The 18,168-nt window shown below is 72.2% G+C and carries 21 protein-coding genes; 9 read left to right on the top strand and 12 right to left on the bottom strand.

Annotation, left to right across the window (positions count from 1 at the left end; genetic code table 11):
• Nucleotides 1-67 precede the first annotated feature (67 nt).
• A complete protein-coding gene (gene def / locus S1361_RS22945) occupies nucleotides 68-691 on the top strand; it encodes a peptide deformylase (protein WP_208033680.1) in 624 nt (207 codons plus the stop codon).
• Here def and S1361_RS22940 read toward each other — a convergent pair whose 3' ends face one another.
• Nucleotides 692-1,984: a geranylgeranyl reductase family protein gene (locus tag S1361_RS22940; protein ID WP_208033679.1), complete on the bottom strand. Its 1,293-nt coding sequence runs from the start codon at nucleotides 1,982-1,984 to the stop codon at nucleotides 692-694.
• Nucleotides 1,985-2,081: 97 nt separating this feature from the next.
• Between S1361_RS22940 and S1361_RS22935 the strand changes: the two genes are divergently transcribed.
• Nucleotides 2,082-2,606 carry a GNAT family N-acetyltransferase gene (locus S1361_RS22935; protein ID WP_208033678.1) on the top strand — a complete coding sequence of 175 codons (525 nt, stop codon included), beginning with the start codon at nucleotides 2,082-2,084 and terminating at the stop codon, nucleotides 2,604-2,606.
• A 109-nt stretch (nucleotides 2,607-2,715) separates the two neighbouring features.
• Nucleotides 2,716-3,033 (top strand): PASTA domain-containing protein, encoded by a 318-nt coding sequence (locus S1361_RS22930; RefSeq protein WP_208033677.1) that lies wholly within the window; start codon nucleotides 2,716-2,718, stop codon nucleotides 3,031-3,033.
• On the opposite strand, the gene S1361_RS22925 is transcribed toward S1361_RS22930, so the two are convergent.
• On the bottom strand, nucleotides 3,020-3,715 hold the full coding sequence (locus S1361_RS22925; RefSeq protein WP_208033676.1) for a demethylmenaquinone methyltransferase: 696 nt from the start codon (nucleotides 3,713-3,715) through the stop codon (nucleotides 3,020-3,022). The genes S1361_RS22930 and S1361_RS22925 overlap by 14 nt on opposite strands.
• Nucleotides 3,716-3,851: 136 nt before the next feature.
• On the opposite strand from S1361_RS22925, the gene S1361_RS22920 reads away from it, so the two are divergent.
• Nucleotides 3,852-4,862, top strand: coding sequence for a chitinase (locus S1361_RS22920; protein ID WP_208033675.1), 1,011 nt, complete (start codon nucleotides 3,852-3,854; stop codon nucleotides 4,860-4,862).
• Between the two features lie 85 nt (nucleotides 4,863-4,947).
• On the opposite strand, the gene S1361_RS22915 is transcribed toward S1361_RS22920, so the two are convergent.
• The 4 genes from S1361_RS22915 to S1361_RS22900 all read right to left on the bottom strand — a co-directional run bounded on the left by S1361_RS22915 (nucleotide 4,948) and on the right by S1361_RS22900 (nucleotide 8,688).
• A complete protein-coding gene (locus S1361_RS22915) occupies nucleotides 4,948-5,553 on the bottom strand; it encodes an imidazolonepropionase-like domain-containing protein (protein ID WP_208033674.1) in 606 nt (201 codons plus the stop codon).
• Nucleotides 5,554-5,560: 7 nt separating this feature from the next.
• Nucleotides 5,561-6,760, bottom strand: a complete 1,200-nt coding sequence (gene mqnC / locus S1361_RS22910) for a cyclic dehypoxanthinyl futalosine synthase (protein WP_208033673.1) — start codon at nucleotides 6,758-6,760, stop codon at nucleotides 5,561-5,563.
• Between the two features lie 119 nt (nucleotides 6,761-6,879).
• Complete coding sequence (locus S1361_RS22905; RefSeq protein ID WP_208036727.1) at nucleotides 6,880-7,719, bottom strand: prepilin peptidase; 840 nt, start codon at nucleotides 7,717-7,719, stop codon at nucleotides 6,880-6,882.
• A 120-nt stretch (nucleotides 7,720-7,839) separates the two neighbouring features.
• Nucleotides 7,840-8,688 (bottom strand): menaquinone biosynthetic enzyme MqnA/MqnD family protein, encoded by an 849-nt coding sequence (locus S1361_RS22900; protein WP_208033672.1) that lies wholly within the window; start codon nucleotides 8,686-8,688, stop codon nucleotides 7,840-7,842.
• 287 nt (nucleotides 8,689-8,975) lie between these two features.
• Between S1361_RS22900 and S1361_RS22895 the strand changes: the two genes are divergently transcribed.
• Entirely contained in the window at nucleotides 8,976-9,179 is a 204-nt protein-coding gene (locus S1361_RS22895; RefSeq protein WP_003992177.1) for a cold-shock protein, read from the top strand.
• 102 nt (nucleotides 9,180-9,281) lie between these two features.
• Here the strand turns inward: S1361_RS22895 and S1361_RS22890 are convergent, their stop codons facing one another.
• Nucleotides 9,282-9,845: a helix-turn-helix domain-containing protein gene (locus S1361_RS22890; RefSeq protein ID WP_208033671.1), complete on the bottom strand. Its 564-nt coding sequence runs from the start codon at nucleotides 9,843-9,845 to the stop codon at nucleotides 9,282-9,284.
• Between the two features lie 69 nt (nucleotides 9,846-9,914).
• Between S1361_RS22890 and S1361_RS22885 the strand changes: the two genes are divergently transcribed.
• Together S1361_RS22885 and S1361_RS22880 are read left to right on the top strand one after the other, a co-directional pair.
• Complete coding sequence (locus tag S1361_RS22885) at nucleotides 9,915-10,616, top strand: AzlC family ABC transporter permease (protein ID WP_208033670.1); 702 nt, start codon at nucleotides 9,915-9,917, stop codon at nucleotides 10,614-10,616.
• Complete coding sequence (locus S1361_RS22880; protein ID WP_208033669.1) at nucleotides 10,613-10,927, top strand: AzlD domain-containing protein; 315 nt, start codon at nucleotides 10,613-10,615, stop codon at nucleotides 10,925-10,927. The genes S1361_RS22885 and S1361_RS22880 overlap by 4 nt, the downstream gene beginning before the upstream one ends.
• Here the strand turns inward: S1361_RS22880 and S1361_RS22875 are convergent.
• Nucleotides 10,924-12,552: a serine/threonine-protein kinase gene (locus tag S1361_RS22875; protein ID WP_208033668.1), complete on the bottom strand. Its 1,629-nt coding sequence runs from the start codon at nucleotides 12,550-12,552 to the stop codon at nucleotides 10,924-10,926. The two genes, S1361_RS22880 and S1361_RS22875, sit on opposite strands and share 4 nt — an antisense overlap.
• Nucleotides 12,553-12,634: 82 nt before the next feature.
• Here S1361_RS22875 and S1361_RS22870 point away from each other — a divergent pair, with 82 nt between their 5' ends.
• Nucleotides 12,635-13,267, top strand: coding sequence for a class I SAM-dependent methyltransferase (locus S1361_RS22870; protein WP_208033667.1), 633 nt, complete (start codon nucleotides 12,635-12,637; stop codon nucleotides 13,265-13,267).
• A 26-nt stretch (nucleotides 13,268-13,293) separates the two neighbouring features.
• On the opposite strand, the gene S1361_RS22865 is transcribed toward S1361_RS22870, so the two are convergent.
• On the bottom strand, nucleotides 13,294-15,234 hold the full coding sequence (locus tag S1361_RS22865; RefSeq protein WP_208033666.1) for an AMP-dependent synthetase/ligase: 1,941 nt from the start codon (nucleotides 15,232-15,234) through the stop codon (nucleotides 13,294-13,296).
• 346 nt (nucleotides 15,235-15,580) lie between these two features.
• On the opposite strand from S1361_RS22865, the gene S1361_RS22860 reads away from it, so the two are divergent.
• Nucleotides 15,581-16,447 carry a MaoC family dehydratase gene (locus S1361_RS22860; protein ID WP_208033665.1) on the top strand — a complete coding sequence of 289 codons (867 nt, stop codon included), beginning with the start codon at nucleotides 15,581-15,583 and terminating at the stop codon, nucleotides 16,445-16,447.
• A gap of 109 nt (nucleotides 16,448-16,556) precedes the next feature.
• Here the strand turns inward: S1361_RS22860 and S1361_RS22855 are convergent, their stop codons facing one another.
• The 3 genes from S1361_RS22855 to S1361_RS22845 form a co-directional block, all read right to left on the bottom strand.
• The gene (locus S1361_RS22855; RefSeq protein WP_208033664.1) at nucleotides 16,557-17,207 is read right to left on the bottom strand and encodes a TetR/AcrR family transcriptional regulator; all 651 of its coding nucleotides are present in this window, start codon (nucleotides 17,205-17,207) and stop codon (nucleotides 16,557-16,559) included.
• 31 nt (nucleotides 17,208-17,238) lie between these two features.
• Nucleotides 17,239-17,547 (bottom strand): DUF4229 domain-containing protein, encoded by a 309-nt coding sequence (locus S1361_RS22850; RefSeq protein ID WP_208033663.1) that lies wholly within the window; start codon nucleotides 17,545-17,547, stop codon nucleotides 17,239-17,241.
• Nucleotides 17,548-17,627: 80 nt separating this feature from the next.
• The gene (locus tag S1361_RS22845; protein ID WP_208033662.1) at nucleotides 17,628-18,152 is read right to left on the bottom strand and encodes a GNAT family N-acetyltransferase; all 525 of its coding nucleotides are present in this window, start codon (nucleotides 18,150-18,152) and stop codon (nucleotides 17,628-17,630) included.
• Nucleotides 18,153-18,168 lie beyond the last annotated feature (16 nt).

Below are 18,168 nucleotides of genomic sequence, written 5' to 3'. Positions count from 1 at the left end.
TCGTCCCTGGAATGCTCTGCTCGGGCCGCCGTCCGGCGGCCCGACGCCGAGTGAAGGGGTTCACGCGATGCCACGCGTGTTCGTTCAGGGAACTCCCGCCGACTACTACCCGCGCCACGCCCCCGAGGCCGGGCGGGGTGCGGTGCGCCGGGTCACCGAGGTCGGCGAGCAGGTGCTGCACAAGCCGTGCCGGGACGTCACGGAGTTCGGGCCCGACCTCGCCGCGCTCATCGACGACATGTTCCGCACCATGTATGTCGCCGAGGGTGCGGGACTGGCGGCGAATCAGGTCGGGGTCGATCTGCGGATCTTCGTGTACGACTGCCCTGATGACGACGGTGTCCGACATGTCGGACACATTGTCAACCCTGTGCTGGACGCGCCCACGAGCGGGCGACGGCTGCTGGAGGAGAGCGAGGGCTGCCTGTCGGTGCCCGGCGCCGTGATGGCCGTACCGCGGCCGGACCGGGCCGTCGTCCGCGGGCAGGACAAGGACGGCCGTCCGGTCGTCGTGGAGGGCACGGGGTACTTCGCGCGGTGTCTGGTCCACGAGACCGACCACACCAACGGGTACGTCTATCTGGACCGGCTCTCCAAACGGGACAAGAAGGACGCGCTGCGGCAGATGGCGGCCCGGCGGGACGAGGTGTACGCCCGCCGGGCCGCCAACGCCGCGGCTCTCAGTGCCTAGTCACGCCTTCGGGGCCACCTTGCTCAGGCCGTTGATGATCCGGTCCATCGCGTCGCCGCCCGTGGGGTCGGTGAGGTTCGCGAGGAGCTTGAGGGTGAACTTCATCAGCAGCGGGTGGGTCAGGCCGCGCTGGGTGGCGATCTGCATGACCTTCGGGTTGCCGATGAGCTTCACGAAGGCGCGGCCGAGCGTGTAGTAGCCGCCGTAGGTGTCCTTGAGGACGCGCGGGTAGCGCTGGAGGGCGATCTCGCGCTGGGCGGGCGTCGCGCGCGCGTGGGCCTGCACGATGACGTCGGCGGCGATCTGGCCGGACTCCATGGCGTAGGCGATGCCCTCGCCGTTGAAGGGGTTCACCAGGCCGCCGGCGTCGCCGACGAGGAGCAGCCCGCGCGTGTAGTGCGGCTGGCGGTTGAAGGCCATGGGGAGGGCGGCGCCGCGGATCGGGCCGGTCATGTTCTCGGGGGTGTAGCCCCAGTCCTCCGGCATGGAGGCGCACCACGCCTTGAGGACCTCGCGCCAGTCCAGCTCCTTGAAGGAGGCGGAGGTGTTGAGCACGCCGAGGCCCACGTTCGAGGTGCCGTCGCCCATGCCGAAGATCCAGCCGTAGCCGGGCAGCAGCCGGTCCTGCGGGCCGCGCCGGTCCCACAGCTCCAGCCAGGACTCCAGGTAGTCGTCGTCGTGGCGGGGGCTCTCGAAGTACGTCCGGACCGCGACGCCCATCGGGCGGTCCTCTCGGCGGTTCAGGCCCATGGCCAGGGACAGCCGGGTGGAGTTGCCGTCGGCGGCCACCACCAGGGGTGCGTGGAAGGTGACCTCGCGCTTCTCCTCGCCGAGCTTGGCGGTGACGCCCGTGATGCGGCCGGTGCGGTCGTCGACGACGGGGCCGCTCACGTTGCAGCGCTCGTACAACCGCGCCCCCGCCTTCTGGGCGTTGCGGGCGAGCTGCTCGTCGAAGTCGTCCCGCTTGCGGACGAGCCCGTAGTTCGGGTAGGCGGCGAGGTCCGGCCAGTCCAGCTGGAGGCGGGAGCCGCCGCCGATGATGCGCAGACCCTTGTTGCGCAGCCAGCCGGCCTCCTCGGAGATGTCGATCCCCATGGCGACGAGCTGCTTCACCGCGCGCGGGGTGAGGCCGTCGCCGCAGACCTTCTCGCGCGGGAACTCGGTCTTCTCCAGGAGCAGCACATCGAGACCGGCCTTGGCGAGGTGGTACGCGGTCGTGGAGCCGGCCGGCCCCGCGCCCACGACGATCACGTCGGCGGTGTTCTCGGAGAGGGGCTCGGTCACGACGGTCACGGCGGGATCTCCCCAAGTTCGAAATCAGTGTGCCGAGCGGCACTGGACATGGGCAGTCTATTCAGCAGAATTGATCACCCGGCTGAAGGGCTGCCCTGTGAACCGACCTCTCCCCGCGGTACGGCTGCGCGTTCCCACGCACGAGGACGCGGTCGCCTGGCACCGGGTCTTCGCCGACCCGGAGGTCATGGAGTTCCACGGCGGCAGGCCCGCGGCGCTGTCCGTGTACGAGGAACTCACCGCACGCCAGCGGCGGCACGACGCGGAGCACGGTTTCTGCCTGTGGACCCTGCTGGACGAGTCCGGGGAGGTCATCGGCTTCACCGGCGCGCAGCCGTGGCCGAGGGACTGGGGCCCGGTCGGCGAGATCGAGATCGGCTGGCGGCTCGGGCGGGCGCACTGGGGGAAGGGGTACGCCACCGCGGCGGCGCGGGAGACGCTCGGGCGGGTGCGGGCGGCCGGGGTGCCGGGTGTGGTGGCGATGGTCCGGCCGGGCAACGAGCGGTCCCTGGCGGTGGTCCGGCGGCTCGGCATGGAACAGGCGGAGACCTACACGCATCCCACGCTGAACGAGCCGGCGCTCTGCTTCCGGCTCAACCTCACCAGTGACCACGGAAAGTAATCGTCTGTTGCAGAAAGACACCGGCGCCTTCCGGGCGGACCGGGTGGGAGTTACCCTGCCAGTACCGCTGGGGGTGACATCTGTGCGCATAACACCCAACACACCCGAAGTGCGCGTCCCGCGTCTGGTCGGTCTGATGGCCATGGACGCGCGCGAAACGGCCCGGGCGCGGGGCCTGTTCCTCAACGCGCCGGACCGCCCGGACTTCCACCGCGCCGTCGTCGACTACGTCGTGCGCCAGTATCCGCAGCCCGGCGCCGAGGTGCCGGCGGACTCGATGGTGTACGTGTGGTTCGACCTCGGTGAGGGCGAGGGGGGCGGAGGCGTGCGGGAGCCACGCGTGCCGCGGCCCCCGACGGGCGGACTGAAACGGGAACTGGACCAGCCCGGCGACCCTTGCGCGGTGGCCGGATTCAGCTCTCCTTGAAGCCCCGGTGCAGCGTGACCACACCGCCGGTGAGGTTGCGCCACGCGACCTTCGACCAGCCCGCCTTGCGCAGCCGTTCGGCGAGGGCGGGCTGGTCGGGCCAGGCCCGGATCGACTCGGCGAGGTAGACGTACGCGTCCGGGTTCGAGGACACCGCGCGCGCGACCGAGGGCAGCGCCCGCATCAGGTACTCGGTGTAGACGGTGCGGAAGGGCGCCCAGGTCGGGTGGGAGAACTCGCAGATCACCACGCGTCCGCCGGGCCGGGTGACCCGGTACATCTCCCGCAGGGCCGCGTCCGTGTCCTGCACGTTGCGCAGCCCGAAGGAGATCGTCACCGCGTCGAAGGTGTCGTCCTTGAAGGGCAGCTTCGTCGCGTCGCCCGCGGTGAACGGCAGCCAGGTGTGCTTCTTCTTGCCGACCTGGAGCATGCCGAGGGAGAAGTCGCAGGGGACGACGTACGCGCCCGTCCGCGCGAAGGGCAGCGAGGAGGTGGCCGTGCCGGCGGCCAGGTCCAGGACCTTCTGCGCGGGGCGCGCGTCGACCGCCTTCGCCACCTCCTTGCGCCAGCGCCGGTCCTGGCCGAGCGACAGCACGTCGTTCGTCAGGTCGTACCGTTCCGCCACGTCGTCGAACATCGAGGCGACTTCGTGCGGCTGCTTGTTCAGGGAAGCGCGGGTCACCCGCCCATTCTTGCAGCCCGCCCTCACGGCGGGAGCGTCGGCTTCCTGCGTGCCGCGACGTCCTCCACGTCGAGCGGCTGAGGGAACCGCCGAGGTGCACGGTCCGGTGTGAGATGTTCCCCCTCATGAGGAGCTCATGAGGAGACCGCCGAGGCCGATCGCCGCGTTCACCTGTGCCGTCGCCCTCGCGGTGACCGGTTGCGCCCAGGGCGCCGGGAGCACGCAGGCCGAGAACACGCGGGCCGGGAGCACGTCCCGCGCCGCCGGCCACTCCCCCGGTTACGCGCCCTACGTCAGCGCCACCGAGGCCGCCCCGACCGACTCCGCCGGTTCCCCGGGGGCGTACAACCTGGCCTTCGTCGTCTCCGGCGGCAGCGGCTGCACCCCGAAGTGGAACGGCACCGAGGCGGTCACCGACTCCGCCGTGGCCTCCCGGATATCTGCGCTGAAGAAGGACGGCGCCACCGTCCGCGTCTCCTTCGGCGGAGCCTCCGGAAAGGAGTTGGCGGCCGCCTGCGACGGCGCCGGGGAACTCGCCGCCGCCTATGCCGAGGCGCTGGACGCGGCCGGATCCACCGCCGCCGATTTCGACATCGAGGGCGACGAACTGGCCGACTCCGCGTCCGTCGACCTGCGTTCGCGGGCGATAGCCCGGCTGCAGAGGGCACGGCCGGAGCTGGACGTCTCCTTCACGCTTCCGGTGATGCCGTCCGGGCTCGACGCGGACAGCCTCGCGCTGCTGGAGTCGGCGAACACGTATGACGTCGAGGTGTCCACGGTCAATCTGATGACCATGAATTACGGCGAGTCGTACGGCGGTGACATGGGTGACTACGCGGTGACGTCCGCGAAGGCCGCGCACGCGCAGTTGAGGAAGGTGTTCGGGCTGCCGGACGCCGGGGCGTGGCGGGGGATGGCGCTCACGTCGATGATCGGCGTCAATGACGTGGCCGGTGAGACGTTCACGCTTGCCGACGCCGGTCAGGTACGGGCGTTCGCGCAGGAGACGGGGATCGCGTGGGTGTCCATGTGGTCCGCTTTCCGCGACCGGCCGTGCGAGGGCTCCTCCTCCGGGGGGCACGCGCCGACCGTGTGCAGCGGGGTGAAGCAGGAGAAGGGGGCGTTCGGAAAGGCGTTCGCGGGGTGACGTACGGGTGGTGAACCGCTGGGCGTCCGTGGCCGGGCGCGCCCACGCGGCCCAGCAGCACGGGGACACGGCCCCGCGTACCTCCTCAGCGGCGCCGGAACACCAGCCTCCCCGCCACCACCGTGGCCACGCACGTCGCCGCCCCCCGCTCGGCCAGCTCCGCCTCGTCGTGGACGTCGAAGACGGCGAAGCGGGCCGGGGAGCCCGGGGCCGGGGCGGGTGCGGTCGTGGGCGGGAGGGCGGAGGCGAGGGGGTCCAGCGCGGGGACGCCGGCGGAAACCGGCCCGCGGGGCAGGAGTTCGAGGCCGGTGCGGAGTACGGCGTCCCGCACCGCGCGGTTGCGCAGCGGTGCGCAGGCCGCCGCGACCGTGCCGTGGGCGAACATGCGCTGCACCCCGCGCCGGGCGCTCCCGCCCCAGCGGGCGTCGTCGAGGGCGAGGTCCGTCAGCGCGTCCCCGGTCAGCGGCTCGGTGCCGAGGGCCTCGGCCTCCCGCGGGTCGGGGTGGTACGCCTCCTCCAGCAGTTCGGTGCCGTGGGGGTTGACGAATCCGGGCGTGAGGATGCCGGGCCAGCTGCGCACGCGCGCGTGCGGGTGCGCGGCGGCCAGCTCCTCCAGGGGCCCCACGGCCTCGATCCGATCGCCCCTGACGAGGACGGCGTGGCCCCGGGAGTCCGCGTGAATCGTCAGCAAGGCGCCCCTAGTTCGACGCGAGCAGCTTCAGCTCGGGATGGGCGGTGCCGCCCTCGATGGCCGTGGAGGAGATGTGCGAGACCACGCGGTCGTCGACGGGGTCGTTCGCCGGGTCGTCGTGCACGACGAGGTGCTCGTACGTCGTGGAGCGCTGGGCCGGGACCCGGTCGGCCTTGCGGATCAGGTCGATGATCTCCAGGCGGTTGGAGCGGTGCTTGGCGCCGGCCGAGGAGACCACGTTCTCCTCCAGCATGATGGAGCCGAGGTCGTCGGCGCCGTAGTGCAGGGACAGCTGGCCGACCTCCTTGCCGGTGGTGAGCCAGGAGCCCTGGATGTGCTGGACGTTGTCCAGGAAGAGGCGGGCGATGGCGATCATCCTCAGGTACTCGAAGATGGTCGCCTGGGTGCGGCCCTTCAGGTGGTTGTTCTCGGGCTGGTAGGTGTACGGGATGAAGGCGCGGAAGCCGCCCGTACGGTCCTGCACGTCCCGGATCATCCGCAGATGCTCGATCCGCTCGGCGTTGGTCTCGCCGGTGCCCATCAGCATGGTGGAGGTGGACTCGACGCCCAGCCGGTGCGCGGTCTCCATGATCTCCAGCCAGCGCTCGCCGCTCTCCTTGAGGGGCGCGATGGCCTTGCGGGGGCGTTCGGGGAGCAGTTCCGCGCCGGCGCCCGCGAAGGAGTCCAGGCCCGCCTCGTGGATGCGGGTGATGGCCTCCTCGACCGACACCCCGCTGATCCGGGCCATGTGCTCGACCTCGGACGCGCCCAGGGAGTGGATCACCAGCTGCGGGAAGGCGTCCTTGATGGCCTTGAAGTGCTTCTCGTAGTACTCGACGCCGTAGTCGGGGTGGTGGCCGCCCTGGAACATGATCTGGGTGCCGCCCAGCTCGACGGTCTCCGCGCAGCGGCGCAGGATGTCGTCGAGGTCGCGGGTCCAGCCCTTCTCCATGTCCTTGGGGGCCGCGTAGAAGGCGCAGAACTTGCACGCGGTGACGCACACGTTCGTGTAGTTGATGTTCCGCTCGATGATGTACGTGGCGATGTGCTCGGTGCCCGCGTACTTGCGGCGGCGTACGGCGTCGGCGGCGGCGCCCAGGGCGTGCAGCGGGGCGTCACGGTAGAGGGCCAGCGCCTCTTCCGGGGTGATCCGCCCACCGGCAGCGGCACGGTCGAGGACAGACGTGAGGTCGGCCTTCTCGGTCACCAGGGCGTCCCTTTCGTCAAGGCAGTGGGAAGGTGTGCGCGAAGCGCTCGGTACAAGGGTGGTGGGAGACGGGTGGGCGGACCGAACCAGCCTACGCCAGCCGTTTCGGCCCAAAGACCTCAGGCCGCGTACGCGCCGATCAGCAGCCCGGCGAGGGCACCGGCCAGGAGGAACGGGCCGAACGGCACGGCCGTCTTGCGGTTCGCGCGCCGGGCCAGGACGAGCGCGCCGCCGTAGAGCGCGCCGAGCAGGAACCCGGCGAAGGTGCCGAGCAGCACGGTGGGCCAGCCGTACCAGCCGAGTACCGCGCCCATGCCCACGGCGAGTTTCACGTCGCCGAAGCCCATGCCGCCCGGGTTGAGCCGGTACAGCGCGTAGTAGCCGGCGCCGAGGGCGAGGGCGCCGTAGAGGGCGGTGCGCCAGTGGCCGGCGTGTTCGGGGAGCAGGGCGGCGAGGCCGAGCAGGGCGAGAGCGGCGGCGGCGAGCGGGAGGGTCAGCGGGTCGGGCAGCCGCTGCACGCGCAGGTCGACGGCGGCGAGCAGGACGCCGACGGGCGCGAGCAGCAGCCAGACCGCCAGTTCGGGCCGGGTGCCCGTGGCGGCGGCGAGAGCGGCGCAGACGAGGGCGCCGACGGTGGCGAGGAGGAGCGCCGAGGGGGCGTGCGGCCGGTACGACATGACAGGCACGCGCCCCTGACCACCCGCGCGTTCACCGGAACCTCCCTGATCACCCACGCGTTCACCGGAGCGCCCCTTGGCGCCCCCGCGTTCGCCGGCTTTCGCGCACTCCCCGCACCGGGCCCCGCCCAGCCAGCCCCGGACCGGATGGTGGCCGCCCGGGCAGCGGTCGCGCCAGGGTTCGCCGGACGGGACGGCGAAGCGGTAGGCGGCGCGGGGCAGCAGCGTGCCCGTCAGCGCACCCCACACCGCGGCGACGAGCACCAGCACCCCCGTGGTCACCCCGCTCACACTCCCCACCCCCATCTCCCGCCCCGTCGGGCTTGCCCCTGTCCTACCCGGTTCGGACGGCCGGCATCGCGCCGGAGTGCCCGTCCCGGGAGGAAAAGGGGAAGCAAGCGGTCAGGGCCGCAGCAACTCGACCCGCACGTCGGCCGGGAAACCGGTGGTCGGCCCGACCCGGCGGGCGAACTCCGCGACGGCCTCCAGCTGCGGGGCACCGAAGCTGAAGTCGAGGGTGGTGAAGTACCGCTCCAGGGTGGCCTCGTCGAACGCCTCCCAGCGGGCGGCCTGTTCGGCGACCTTGTGGACCTCTTCCAGGGAGAGGTTGCGGGACTCCAGGAAGGCCTCGTGCACCTTGCGGGTGATGAACGGCTCGCGTTCGAGGTAGTCGCGGCGGGCCGCCCACACCGCGAAGACGAACGGCAGGCCGGTCCACTCCTTCCAGAGCGTGCCGAGGTCGTGCACCTCGAGGCCGTAGCGGGGACCGTCGAGCAGGTTGGCGCGCAGGGCCGCGTCGCCGATGAGGACGGCGGCCTCCGCCTCCTGCATCATCAGGCTGAGGTCGGGCGGGCAGGTGTAGTACTCGGGCTGTACGCCGTAGCGGTCGGCGAGCAGGAGCTGGGCCAGCCGGACCGAGGTGCGCGAGGTCGAGCCGAGGGCGACCCGGGAGCCGTCCAGCCGGTCCAGCGGGACCTGCGAGACGATCACGCAGGACATGACCGGGCCGTCGCAGCCGACGGCGATGTCGGGGAAGGCGACGAGATCGTCCGCGTTGCGCAGGAACTCGACCAGGGTGACGGGGCCGATGTCGAGGTCCCCGCGCACGATCTGCTCGCTGAGCTTCTCCGGGGTGTCCTTGGTCAGCTCGAAGTCGAGGAGCGTGCCGGTTCTCGCGAGCCCCCAGTAGAGGGGCAGGCAGTTCAGGAACTGGATGTGGCCGACACGCGGCCGGGTGCGAGAATTGTCCACATCGCGAGACTAGACCCCGTGCGCTACGGTGCTGGGACCGGCCCTACCCCCAAACGGGCTAGCGGACGTTCAAACCTCCGGGTGAAGTGATCTTGACCTCTATTGCTTTCGGCTGCCCGGATGCTAGGCTTGCCGCAAGTTGCAGTTTGGTTTCCCTTGCAGTACAGAGCCTGCGGAGCATGTAACCGCGGGCTCTCGTCGTTTTCAGACGAATGCAGTCGTGCAGCACCGTTTCGCACTTGCAGGTTCTGGAGGCAGGGCAACCCTTTTGAGCCCAAGGAGGGCTTATGGCTACCGGAACCGTGAAGTGGTTCAACGCCGAAAAGGGCTTTGGCTTCATCGCCCAGGAGGGCGGCGGCCCCGACGTCTTCGTTCACTACTCCGCGATCAACGCCTCCGGCTTCCGCTCCCTCGAGGAGAACCAGCAGGTGAGCTTCGACGTGACGCAGGGTCCGAAGGGCCCGCAGGCGGAGAACGTCACTCCCGTCTGATCACTGCCTGATCGCAGAACCTGAGTGCAGTACCCAAGGAGCCCCGCGCCACCCGGCGACGGGGCTCCTGCCTTTCCCTGTTCATTTCGTGTTCACGCACACTCACACGTGCTGCATGATCAGTACGAACCTGGTCCCGGCCGCGAGCGCCTCGTACGCGTGAGGCACATCTCCCCGGTACGACATGTAGTCCCCGGGGCCGAGTTCCACGGCCTCTCCGTGCGGACCGGCTTTCACGGTCCCGGCGCTGACCACGATGTGCTCGACGGTCCCCGGAATGTGGGGGTCCGAGTCCCGTACGGTCCCGGGTTCCAGCCACACGTGATAAATGTCCCGGCGCGCTCCCGGCGGGCTCGCCGACAGCAGCGCGGCCACATAGCTGGACTGCTCCGAGCCGACCGTGGGCCCCTCGCCGGCCCGGATCACCTGCACGCCGGGCGCCGGTGACTCCACCAGCGCGCTGAACGGCACGCCGAGCGCGACCGCGAGCGCCCAGATGGTCTCCATGCTCGGGTTCCCGCCGGCCGCCTCCAGCTGGGACAGCGTCGACTTGGCGATTCCGGCGCGTTTGGCCAGCTCGGACAGGGACAGACCGGCGCGGGCGCGCTCGCGCTTGAGGGACGCGGCGATCCACTCCATCGGGAGCCGGGCGGGCACCTCGGACATCGGCGTTCGCTCCATCGGTACGATCGTTCGGCTTGACGGACGGTGTGCTCGCTGTCCATTGTAGAAAACATGCGTTCGGTACAACGAACACCCACGAGGGACACCCACGCCTCACTCGTCCGCGACAGCTCGCTCGTCTGGCTGGCCAGCGGTGTCGTCGGCGTCTCCTTCGGTGCCGTCTCCGTCGCCGGCGGCCTGCCGGTGTGGGTCCCGGTGCTGATGTCCCTGGTGGTGTACGCGGGCTCGGCCCAGTTCAGCGCGGTGGGCGTGCTGCTCGCCGGGGGCGGCCCGGTCGCCGCCGTGGCCACCGGGCTGCTGCTCAACACCCGGACGGCGGCCTTCAGCCTGGCCGTGGCCGAGATCCTCGGCACCGGCCGCGCGACCCGCTTCCTCGGCGCGCACCTGGTCACCGACGAGACGGTGGCCTTCGCCCTCGCCCAGCCGGACCCCGTACGGCAGCGGCGGGCGTTCTGGATATCCGGGCTCGGCCTGTTCGCCGTGTGGAACCTCGGCGTCCTGGCCGGGGCCGTGGCGGGCAGCGCGCTCGGCGACACCGCCCGCTACGGCCTGGACGCCGCCTTTCCCGCCGTCCTGGTCGCCCTGGTCCTGCCCGCCCTCCGCGCCGACGCGACGGTACGGCGGTGTGCCCTGCCCGGCGCCGCGCTGGCCCTGGCGGTCACGCCCGCCGTCCCGGCCGGTGTCCCGGTGCTGCTGGCCCTCGCCGGGCTCCTCCTCCACCGCCGCCCGGCCGCGGAGGGGGACACCGCATGAACACCACACTCGCCGTGATCCTCGCCCTGGCCGTCGGCACGTACGCCTTCCGGCTGGTCGGCCCGGTCCTGCACGGCCGGGTCACGGTCCCGCCGCGCGTCCAGGAACTGGCCGGCGCGGGCGCCGTGGTCCTCCTCGTCGCCCTGCTGGCCACCGGCGCCCTCACCGAGTCGGGCGGATTCGCCGGCTGGGCCCGCCCCGCCGGGGTGCTGGTGGGCGCCGCCCTGGCCTGGCGCCGGGCACCGTTCGCCGTGGTGGTCCTGGCCGCGGCGGCGACGACGGCGCTGCTGCGGCTGGCGGGGGTGGGTTAGGCGGCGTTCCGCCAGACGGTCAGGTCGCCGGTCAGGAAGGCGATGTCCGGCACGGCGGTGGACTTCGTCTGGATCACGTACAGCCCGATGTTCCCCTCGGTGTCCTTCACGCAGAACTCGCTCCCGGGCGCCGCCCCGGCCAGCGTCCAGCTGTGCCTGTCGGCGCTCTTCAGCAGCAGCCGGCACTGGTCCAGGGTGGTGCCGTGGGCGCCGTACATCTGGAGGAACACCACGCTGTCGCTCCTCAGTTCACAGCCGGACGCCCGGCAGTCGAAGCGGATGTCGCCCTTGCGGTCCTTCCGCGCGGGATTGCGGTCCTTGAGGCTCAGCGAAGTCTTCGCGTCCAGCCACACCTGGGCGAAGTCCTGCGGCTGCGGGGCCCGGGGCGAGGCCGAGGGCGCACTGCCACCGGCTCCCCGGTCCGACGCACGGGAGGAGCCCGGCGCGGACGCCGACGCGGACGCCGGCCCCCGTGCGGACGCCGACCCCTCGACCGGCGAGGAACCGGTCGCCGCGTCCCGCCCGCTCTTGCGGCCCTGGGCGTCCATCACCGACCACGCCAGCAGCGCCACCAGCAGCGCACCGCCCAGCACGCCGGCCACCGAGATCAGCGCGGCGCGCCGCCTGCGGGCCGTGCGCTCCTCCGGCGTCGGCTGCGGCCACCCGGTCGGTGGCTGCGGGTACGTGACGAGCGGCTGCGGGTACGCCGGGGTGGGCGCGGGCACCGGCGCCGGGACCGCGACCTCCGGCCCGGTGATCTCCCGCCACGCGGCCGGTCCACCGCCCGCGCCGGCCTCCGTCCCCAGCCGCTGCCGGCACCACTCCACGACCTCCGCCGGGGTCGCCCGCTCCGCCGGGTCGGCGGCCAGACACCGGGCGAGCAGCGGACGCAGCGGCTCGGGCAGCAGGTCCAGGTCGGGTGCGGAGTGCACGATGCGGTACAGCACGTTCACGGCCGGGCCTTCGCCGTACAGCGGCCTGCCCAGGGCGGCGAACGCGGCCGTCTGCCCGAGCGCGAAGACGTCCGTCGCCGCCGTCACCTCGTCCCCGGCCGCCTGTTCGGGCGCCATGAACGACGGCGTGCCGATCATGCTCCCGGTGGCCGTGTACGACGTTCCGTCGGCGGCCAGCGCGATACCGAAGTCGATCACCCGGGGCCCGTCGGCGGCCAGCAGCACGTTCGACGGCTTCAGGTCCCGGTGCACGATCCCCTCGGCGTGGATCGCCTGCAACGCCTCGGCCACCCCCGCCATCAGCCACAGCACCGCCGACACCGGCAACGGCCCCCGCCGGGCCACCGCCTCGGCCAGCGACGGCCCCGGCACGTAGAGCGTGGCCAGCCACGGCGGCACGCCGTCCGCGTCCGCGTCGATCAGCTCGGCCGTGTACGCTCCCCGGACCCGCCGGGCCGCCGTGATCTCCCGCCGGAACCGCCGCCGGAAGTCCGGATCGTCCGCCAGCTCCGGCCGTACGACCTTCAGCGCCACGGGCCGCCCGCCCTGCGTGTGCGACAGGTAGACCCGGCCCATACCGCCCGCGCCCAGCCTGGCGGCGAGCCGGTAACCGGCCACCACCGAAGGGTCGTCCGTCTGAAGTGGCTGGAAGACGTCCGTCGCTTGGTCCATCGACCTGTACCCCCGTTGTGATGCTTTGGCCAAGGGCAGCAGCCTAGAGGGCGGTGTCAGTGCCGCCCGCTACGGTCCCTCCATGACCGACGCCCGCACCTTCTACGACGCCATCGCCGAGGACTACGCCGCGCACTTCCGCGACCCGCTCGCCGAACGGCCCCTGGAGCGCGCGCTGCTCGCCGCGTACGCCGAGCAGGTCGGACCGGGCGGCCAGGTCGCCGACCTCGGCTGCGGGCCGGGCGCGGTCACCGCGTACCTGGCCGAACTGGGGCTGTCCGTCTTCGGCCTGGACCTCTCCGCGTCCATGGTCGCCGTCGCCCGCCGCGATTTTCCCGGGCTGCGGTTCGAGCAGGGCTCCATGCGGGAGCTGCCCCTGGCCGACGGTTCGCTGGCCGGGGTCGTGTCCTGGTACTCCAGCATCCACACGCCTGTGGACGAACTCCCGGACCTGTTCGCCGAGTTCCACCGCGTGCTGGCGCCCGGCGGGCGGCTCCTGCTCGCCTTCCAGGTGGGTGACGTGCCGCTCCGCCTCGACCGTCCGTTCGGCCACGACGTGATCCTGGACTTCCACCGGCGCCACCCCGAGCAGATGGCCGAGCTGCTGGTCCAGGCGGGTTTCACCCTCCGCTCCAGCACCGTGCGCGAACCGGAGGTGACACGCGGCGAATCCCCGGTCCCACAGGCCTTCCTCCTCGCCCAGAAGGAAGCCTGACCAGGAGGAGGGTCCCACCCCTGCCCTCAGCGCTCGTACATCGCCTCCACCTGGGGAGCGAAGTCCCGGAGGATGTGGTCGCGGCGGAGTTTCATCGACGGGGTGAGGTGGCCGGCCGTTTCCGTGAAGTCCACCGGGAGGACGGTGAAGCGGCGGATGGACTCGGGGCGGGAGACCATGCGGTTCGCCTCGTCGATCGCCCGCTGGAGGACGGCCGTCAGTTCCTCGTCGCCGACGAGGAGTTCCGGCGGTACCGGGTGTTTGCCGATCATCTGGCGCCAGTGCGTGATGCCGTCGGGGTCGAGGGTGATGAGGGCGGCCACGAACGGGCGGGCGTCGCCCACCAGCATCACCTGGGAGATCAGCGGGTGCTGGCGCAGCCAGTTCTCCAGCGGGGCCGGGGCCACCGACTTGCCGCCCGCCGTGATCAGCAGTTCCTTCTTGCGGCCGGTGATGGTGAGGTAGCCCTCGTCGTCCAGTTCGCCGATGTCGCCCGTGGGCAGCCAGCCGTCGCGGGTCGCCGGCACCACCCCGCCCGCCTGCGGGTCCCAGTAGCCGCGCAGCACATGGTCGCCGGCGAGCAGGATCTCGCCGTCCGCCGCGATCCGCACCCGCGTGCCCGGCAGCGGCCAGCCGACCGTGCCGAGGCGGGGCTTCAGGGGCGGGGTGACCGTCGAGGCGCCGGTGGTCTCCGTGAGGCCGTAGCCCTCGAAGACCTGGATGCCGGCGCCGGCGTAGAACACGGCGAGGCGCCGGCCGAGCGGGGAGCCGCCGCAGATGACGTAGCGGACACGACCGCCCATGGCGGCGCGGATGCGGCGGTAGACGAGGGGGTCGTAGAAGGTGCGCTGTGTCTTCAGGGCACGGCTCGGACCGCTGCCGGTGCCGGTCTGCCGGGCCTCCAGCGCCTCGCCGTAGCGCCGGGCCACGGCTGCCGCGCGGTCGAAGGCGGACGCCCGGCCGCCCGCCTCCGCCTGGGCGCGCGCGGAGTTGTAGATCTTCTCCAGCATGTAGGGGATGGTCAGCAGGCAGGTCGGCTTGAAGGCGGCCAGGTCGGGGAGGAGGTCGCCCGGGGCCAGGCTGGGCGCGTGGCCGAGGCGGACCCGGGCGCGGACGCAGGCGATGGCCACCATCCGGCCGAAGACGTGGGACATGGGGAGGAAGAGGAGGACCGACGGCTCCTCGTCCTTCGCCTTGAAGACGGGGTGGAGGAGTTCGACCGCGTTGTCGACCTCGGCGAAGAAGTTGCCGTGCGAGAGGGCGCAGCCCTTGGGGCGGCCGGTGGTCCCCGAGGTGTAGATCAGCGTGGCGAGCGTGTCGGGACCGAGCATGCCCCGGCGTACGCCGACCTCCCCCTCCGGCACCGGCGCGCCCGCCTCGGCGAGCCGGTCCACATGCCCCTTCTCCATCACCCACACGTGGCGCAGGTCGGGCAGGTGTGCCAGTTCCGGGCCGATGGCGGCGGCCTGGGCGGCGGTCTCGGTGACCAGGGCGACCGCGCCGGAGTCGTGCAGGATCCAGCGGGTCTGGAAGACGGAGGAGGTCGGATAGACGGGGACCGTGACCAGGCCGGCGGCCCAGGCCGCGAAGTCGAGCAGGGTCCACTCGTAGGTCGTACGGGCCATGACGGCGATCCGGTCGCCGGGCATCAGGCCCTCGGCGATCAGGCCCATGGCCACCGCCTGGACCTCGGCGGCGAACCGGGCAGCCGTCACGTCCGTCCAGCCGCCGTCGGTCCGCTTGCGGCCGAGTACGACCTTGCCGGGTGCCGCCTCCGCGTTCTCGTACGGCAGGTCGGCCAGGGAGCCGTGGGTGACCGGGGGCGCGAACGGCGGGACCGACGCCTCACGCACCACGCCGTCCAGCCGGCGTATCTCGGGTTCCACGAGGACCGGGCGGCCGTCGTAGTCGGTGGCGGAGACGTGGGCGCCGGAGGAGGCGGGCGGGGTCGGGTACGGCGTGGACACGGGCGGCTCCTCTGGCGTGCGCGCACCTGCGGTCGGCCCCGGCGGAGAAAGGGGGTTACCGCTGGTTAGGCAGGTGATCGTACGACTCCCCTGTGAGGGGGTTGTGCGGGTTCGGGGATGGTCCGGGGTCGGGGATGTGCAACCTCGCGGCTGAGGTGACGGGTGTTCAACTTCGCCTGAGAGGAGGGTGGCGGATGCGTACGGCCACCCCCTCGGCCGCGGTCGCCCACCGGCTTCACGGTGACGCACCGACCCGCCGCCGGCCATGGCCCGCCCAGACTTACCTCCGGTAACCTTACTCCCGAGTAAGCAATGTCGTCGGGACCGAGACACGCGGGAGTCGCACATGGCCGACCTCGGCTTGACCGGCACGGCATCCACCCTGAGCGCGCCCCCCGCGCTGGCTCCGCTGCTGGCCCGGGGCGCCCTGTGCTCGCCCTTCAAACGCCCCGCGCCCGACGCGGCCTTCCCGCGCACCCGTCTGGTGCTGCCCGGCGTGCGCGTGCACCTGACGAAGCTGGCCGCGTACGAACGGGTCTGCGGCTTCCCGACCGGCGAGCCCGACCTGCCGGTCACCTACCCGCACGTGCTCGGCTTCCCGCTGGCCATGCGGCTGATGAGCGGCCGGCGTTTCCCGCTGCCGCTGCTGGGCCTGGTCCACACGTCCATCGGGATCGTGCGGCGCGCCGCGCTGGCGGCCGGCGGGGAGTACGAACTGTCCGTGTGGGTGGAGGGGTTGGCTCCGCACCGGCGCGGGACGGAGGCCGTGGTGGTGACGGAGCTTCGCTCGGGCGGGACGGCGGTGTGGGAGTCCCGGAGCACGTATCTGGCCCGGCACCGCACAGGACCGGGCCCGTCACCCGAGCCGCGGCAGGACACCGGCGCGGCCCTGTCCGTCGTCGCCGAGTGGAGCCTCGCCGGGGACGTGGGGCGGCGGTACGGGGCCGCGTCCGGCGACCGCAACCCCATCCACCTCCACCCGCTCACCGCCCGCCTCTTCGGCTTCCCCCGGACCATCGCGCACGGCATGTGGACCCTGGCCCGCTGCCTGGCCGCCCACGGCACACCGGACGCCACCGAGGTACGGGCGCGGTTCCGGTCCCCCGTGCTGTTGCCGGGGACGGTGGCGTACGGGGCGGACGGTAGCGGGCGGTTCGAGTTGCGCGGTGCCGGCGGGCGCGTGTGTGTGGACGGGGACGTGCGGGGGCGGTGAGCCCGGTCACCGGTGCGGGCGGACGGGGACGTGCGGGGGCGGTGAGCGGGTGGACGGGAGTGCTCGCGCCCACGCGGCTGAGCCGCCTGTCGGATACGGCTCCGTGCCCCTAGACCGGCTCGGCCGGCGGTGTCCACACGCGGCCCTGCATCAGGTCGCCCAAGCCCGCCCACGCGAAGTTCATCAGCGTGAGCGCCGCCTGCCGGGCGGTGACCCCCGGCGTGGCGTTGGCCCACGTGGCGAGGGACTCGGCGGCGCCCACCAGCGCCTCGGCCAGCCCGGCCACCTCGTCTTCGGGCAGGTCGGGGTCCCGGTGGGCCTCCCGGGCCGCCACCGCGACCAGCCGGGTCACGAACGCGACGATCTCCGCGCGCATCGCGGCGACCTCGGCCGCGAAGGGCTCCCCGTGCGTACGCGCCTGGAGATGCAGCACCGACCAGCCGTCGGGACGCTCGGCGGTGTGCGCGAAGAACGCCTGCACGCCGTCCCAGAGTTGCCGGTCGGCGGGCAGCCCCGGCCGGACACCCGCGCGGACGGCCTCCGTGAGCGCGGCGGCCTCACGGCGGATGCAGGCGGTGAAGAGGTCTTCCTTGGAGTTCAGGTACAGGTAGACCAACGGCTTGGACACGCCCGCGAGTTCGGCGATCTCGTCCATCGAGGCGGCCATGTACCCGCGTTGCCCGAAGGTCCGTACGGCGGCGTCGAGCATCTGCTGCTCGCGCACCGCCCTCGGCATCCGTTTGGTCTTGACGGCACCCATGAGGGCAAGACTAGTTGGGCGCGGGCCCGCACTAGTGGGGCGCGGCGGCCCCGCCCTGTGCCCGCGAGGCGTCGTCGGCCCCGTCCTCCCGGCTGCGGCTGGCGTCCAGGTTGGCCTTCATCCGGTCGACCTTGCCCACGATCTGCACGGACGCCCGGTCCCGCTCCTTGCGCAGCACCACCCAGCTGATCGGCGCCGAGAGGACCAGGGCGAGCAGCAGGACCCACAGTCCGTTGGAGTCGCCGAAGCCGCGCGGGAAGATGCCCGAGTAGACGGCACCCCAGACGACCACGAGGCAGCCCGCGAAAATACCGAGGCGCATCAGCGTGTAGCGGAGCATCTCAATCCACTCGTCCGATTCCAAAAGGGGTCATCGTCCAGTGAAGCACGGACCGCAGGCGATCACGCAGGGGGGTGGGGTCAGCCGAGCGGCAGCAGCATGACCACTTCGTCACGGTCGTCGCCGGGCGCGGCCCGGATGGCGTCCGGGATGCGGCCGACCTCCTTGTAACCGCAGGAGGCGTAGAACCGCTCCAGTCCGTGGCCGCCCCGGCAGGTCAGCCGGATCGCCCGGATGCCCTCGATCCCGCGGGCCACGTCCGCGGCTGCGGCGAGCAGGTCGCGGCCGTAGCCCCGGCCCTGGTGCCGGGGGTGGACCATCGCCGTGTACAGCCACACCCAGTGCGTCATCAGCCGGTGCGTGTTGTGGGTGAGGAAGGCGGTCGCCGCGACCTCGCCGGCCTCGTCGTGGCCGACCAGCAGCCGGGTGCGCCCCTCGGCCATCTGCACGAAGTGGCGCACCAGCTCCGGCCGGATGTCCTCGCGGGTCACCGTCGGGACGAAGCCGACGGCGCCGCCCGCGTGGGAGACGTCCGTCCACAGGTCGAGGATGCCGTCGCGCAGGGTGGGGGTGATCGGCGGGTCCAGGGTGAAGGTAAGAGGCACGCGGCCAGCTTACTCA

The sequence above is a fragment of the Streptomyces cyanogenus genome (assembly GCF_017526105.1).
Classification (GTDB): Bacteria; Actinomycetota; Actinomycetes; order Streptomycetales; family Streptomycetaceae; genus Streptomyces; species Streptomyces cyanogenus.
The sequence above is the reverse complement of the archived record's forward strand: the minus strand, read 5'-3'. Positions and strand labels throughout refer to the sequence as shown.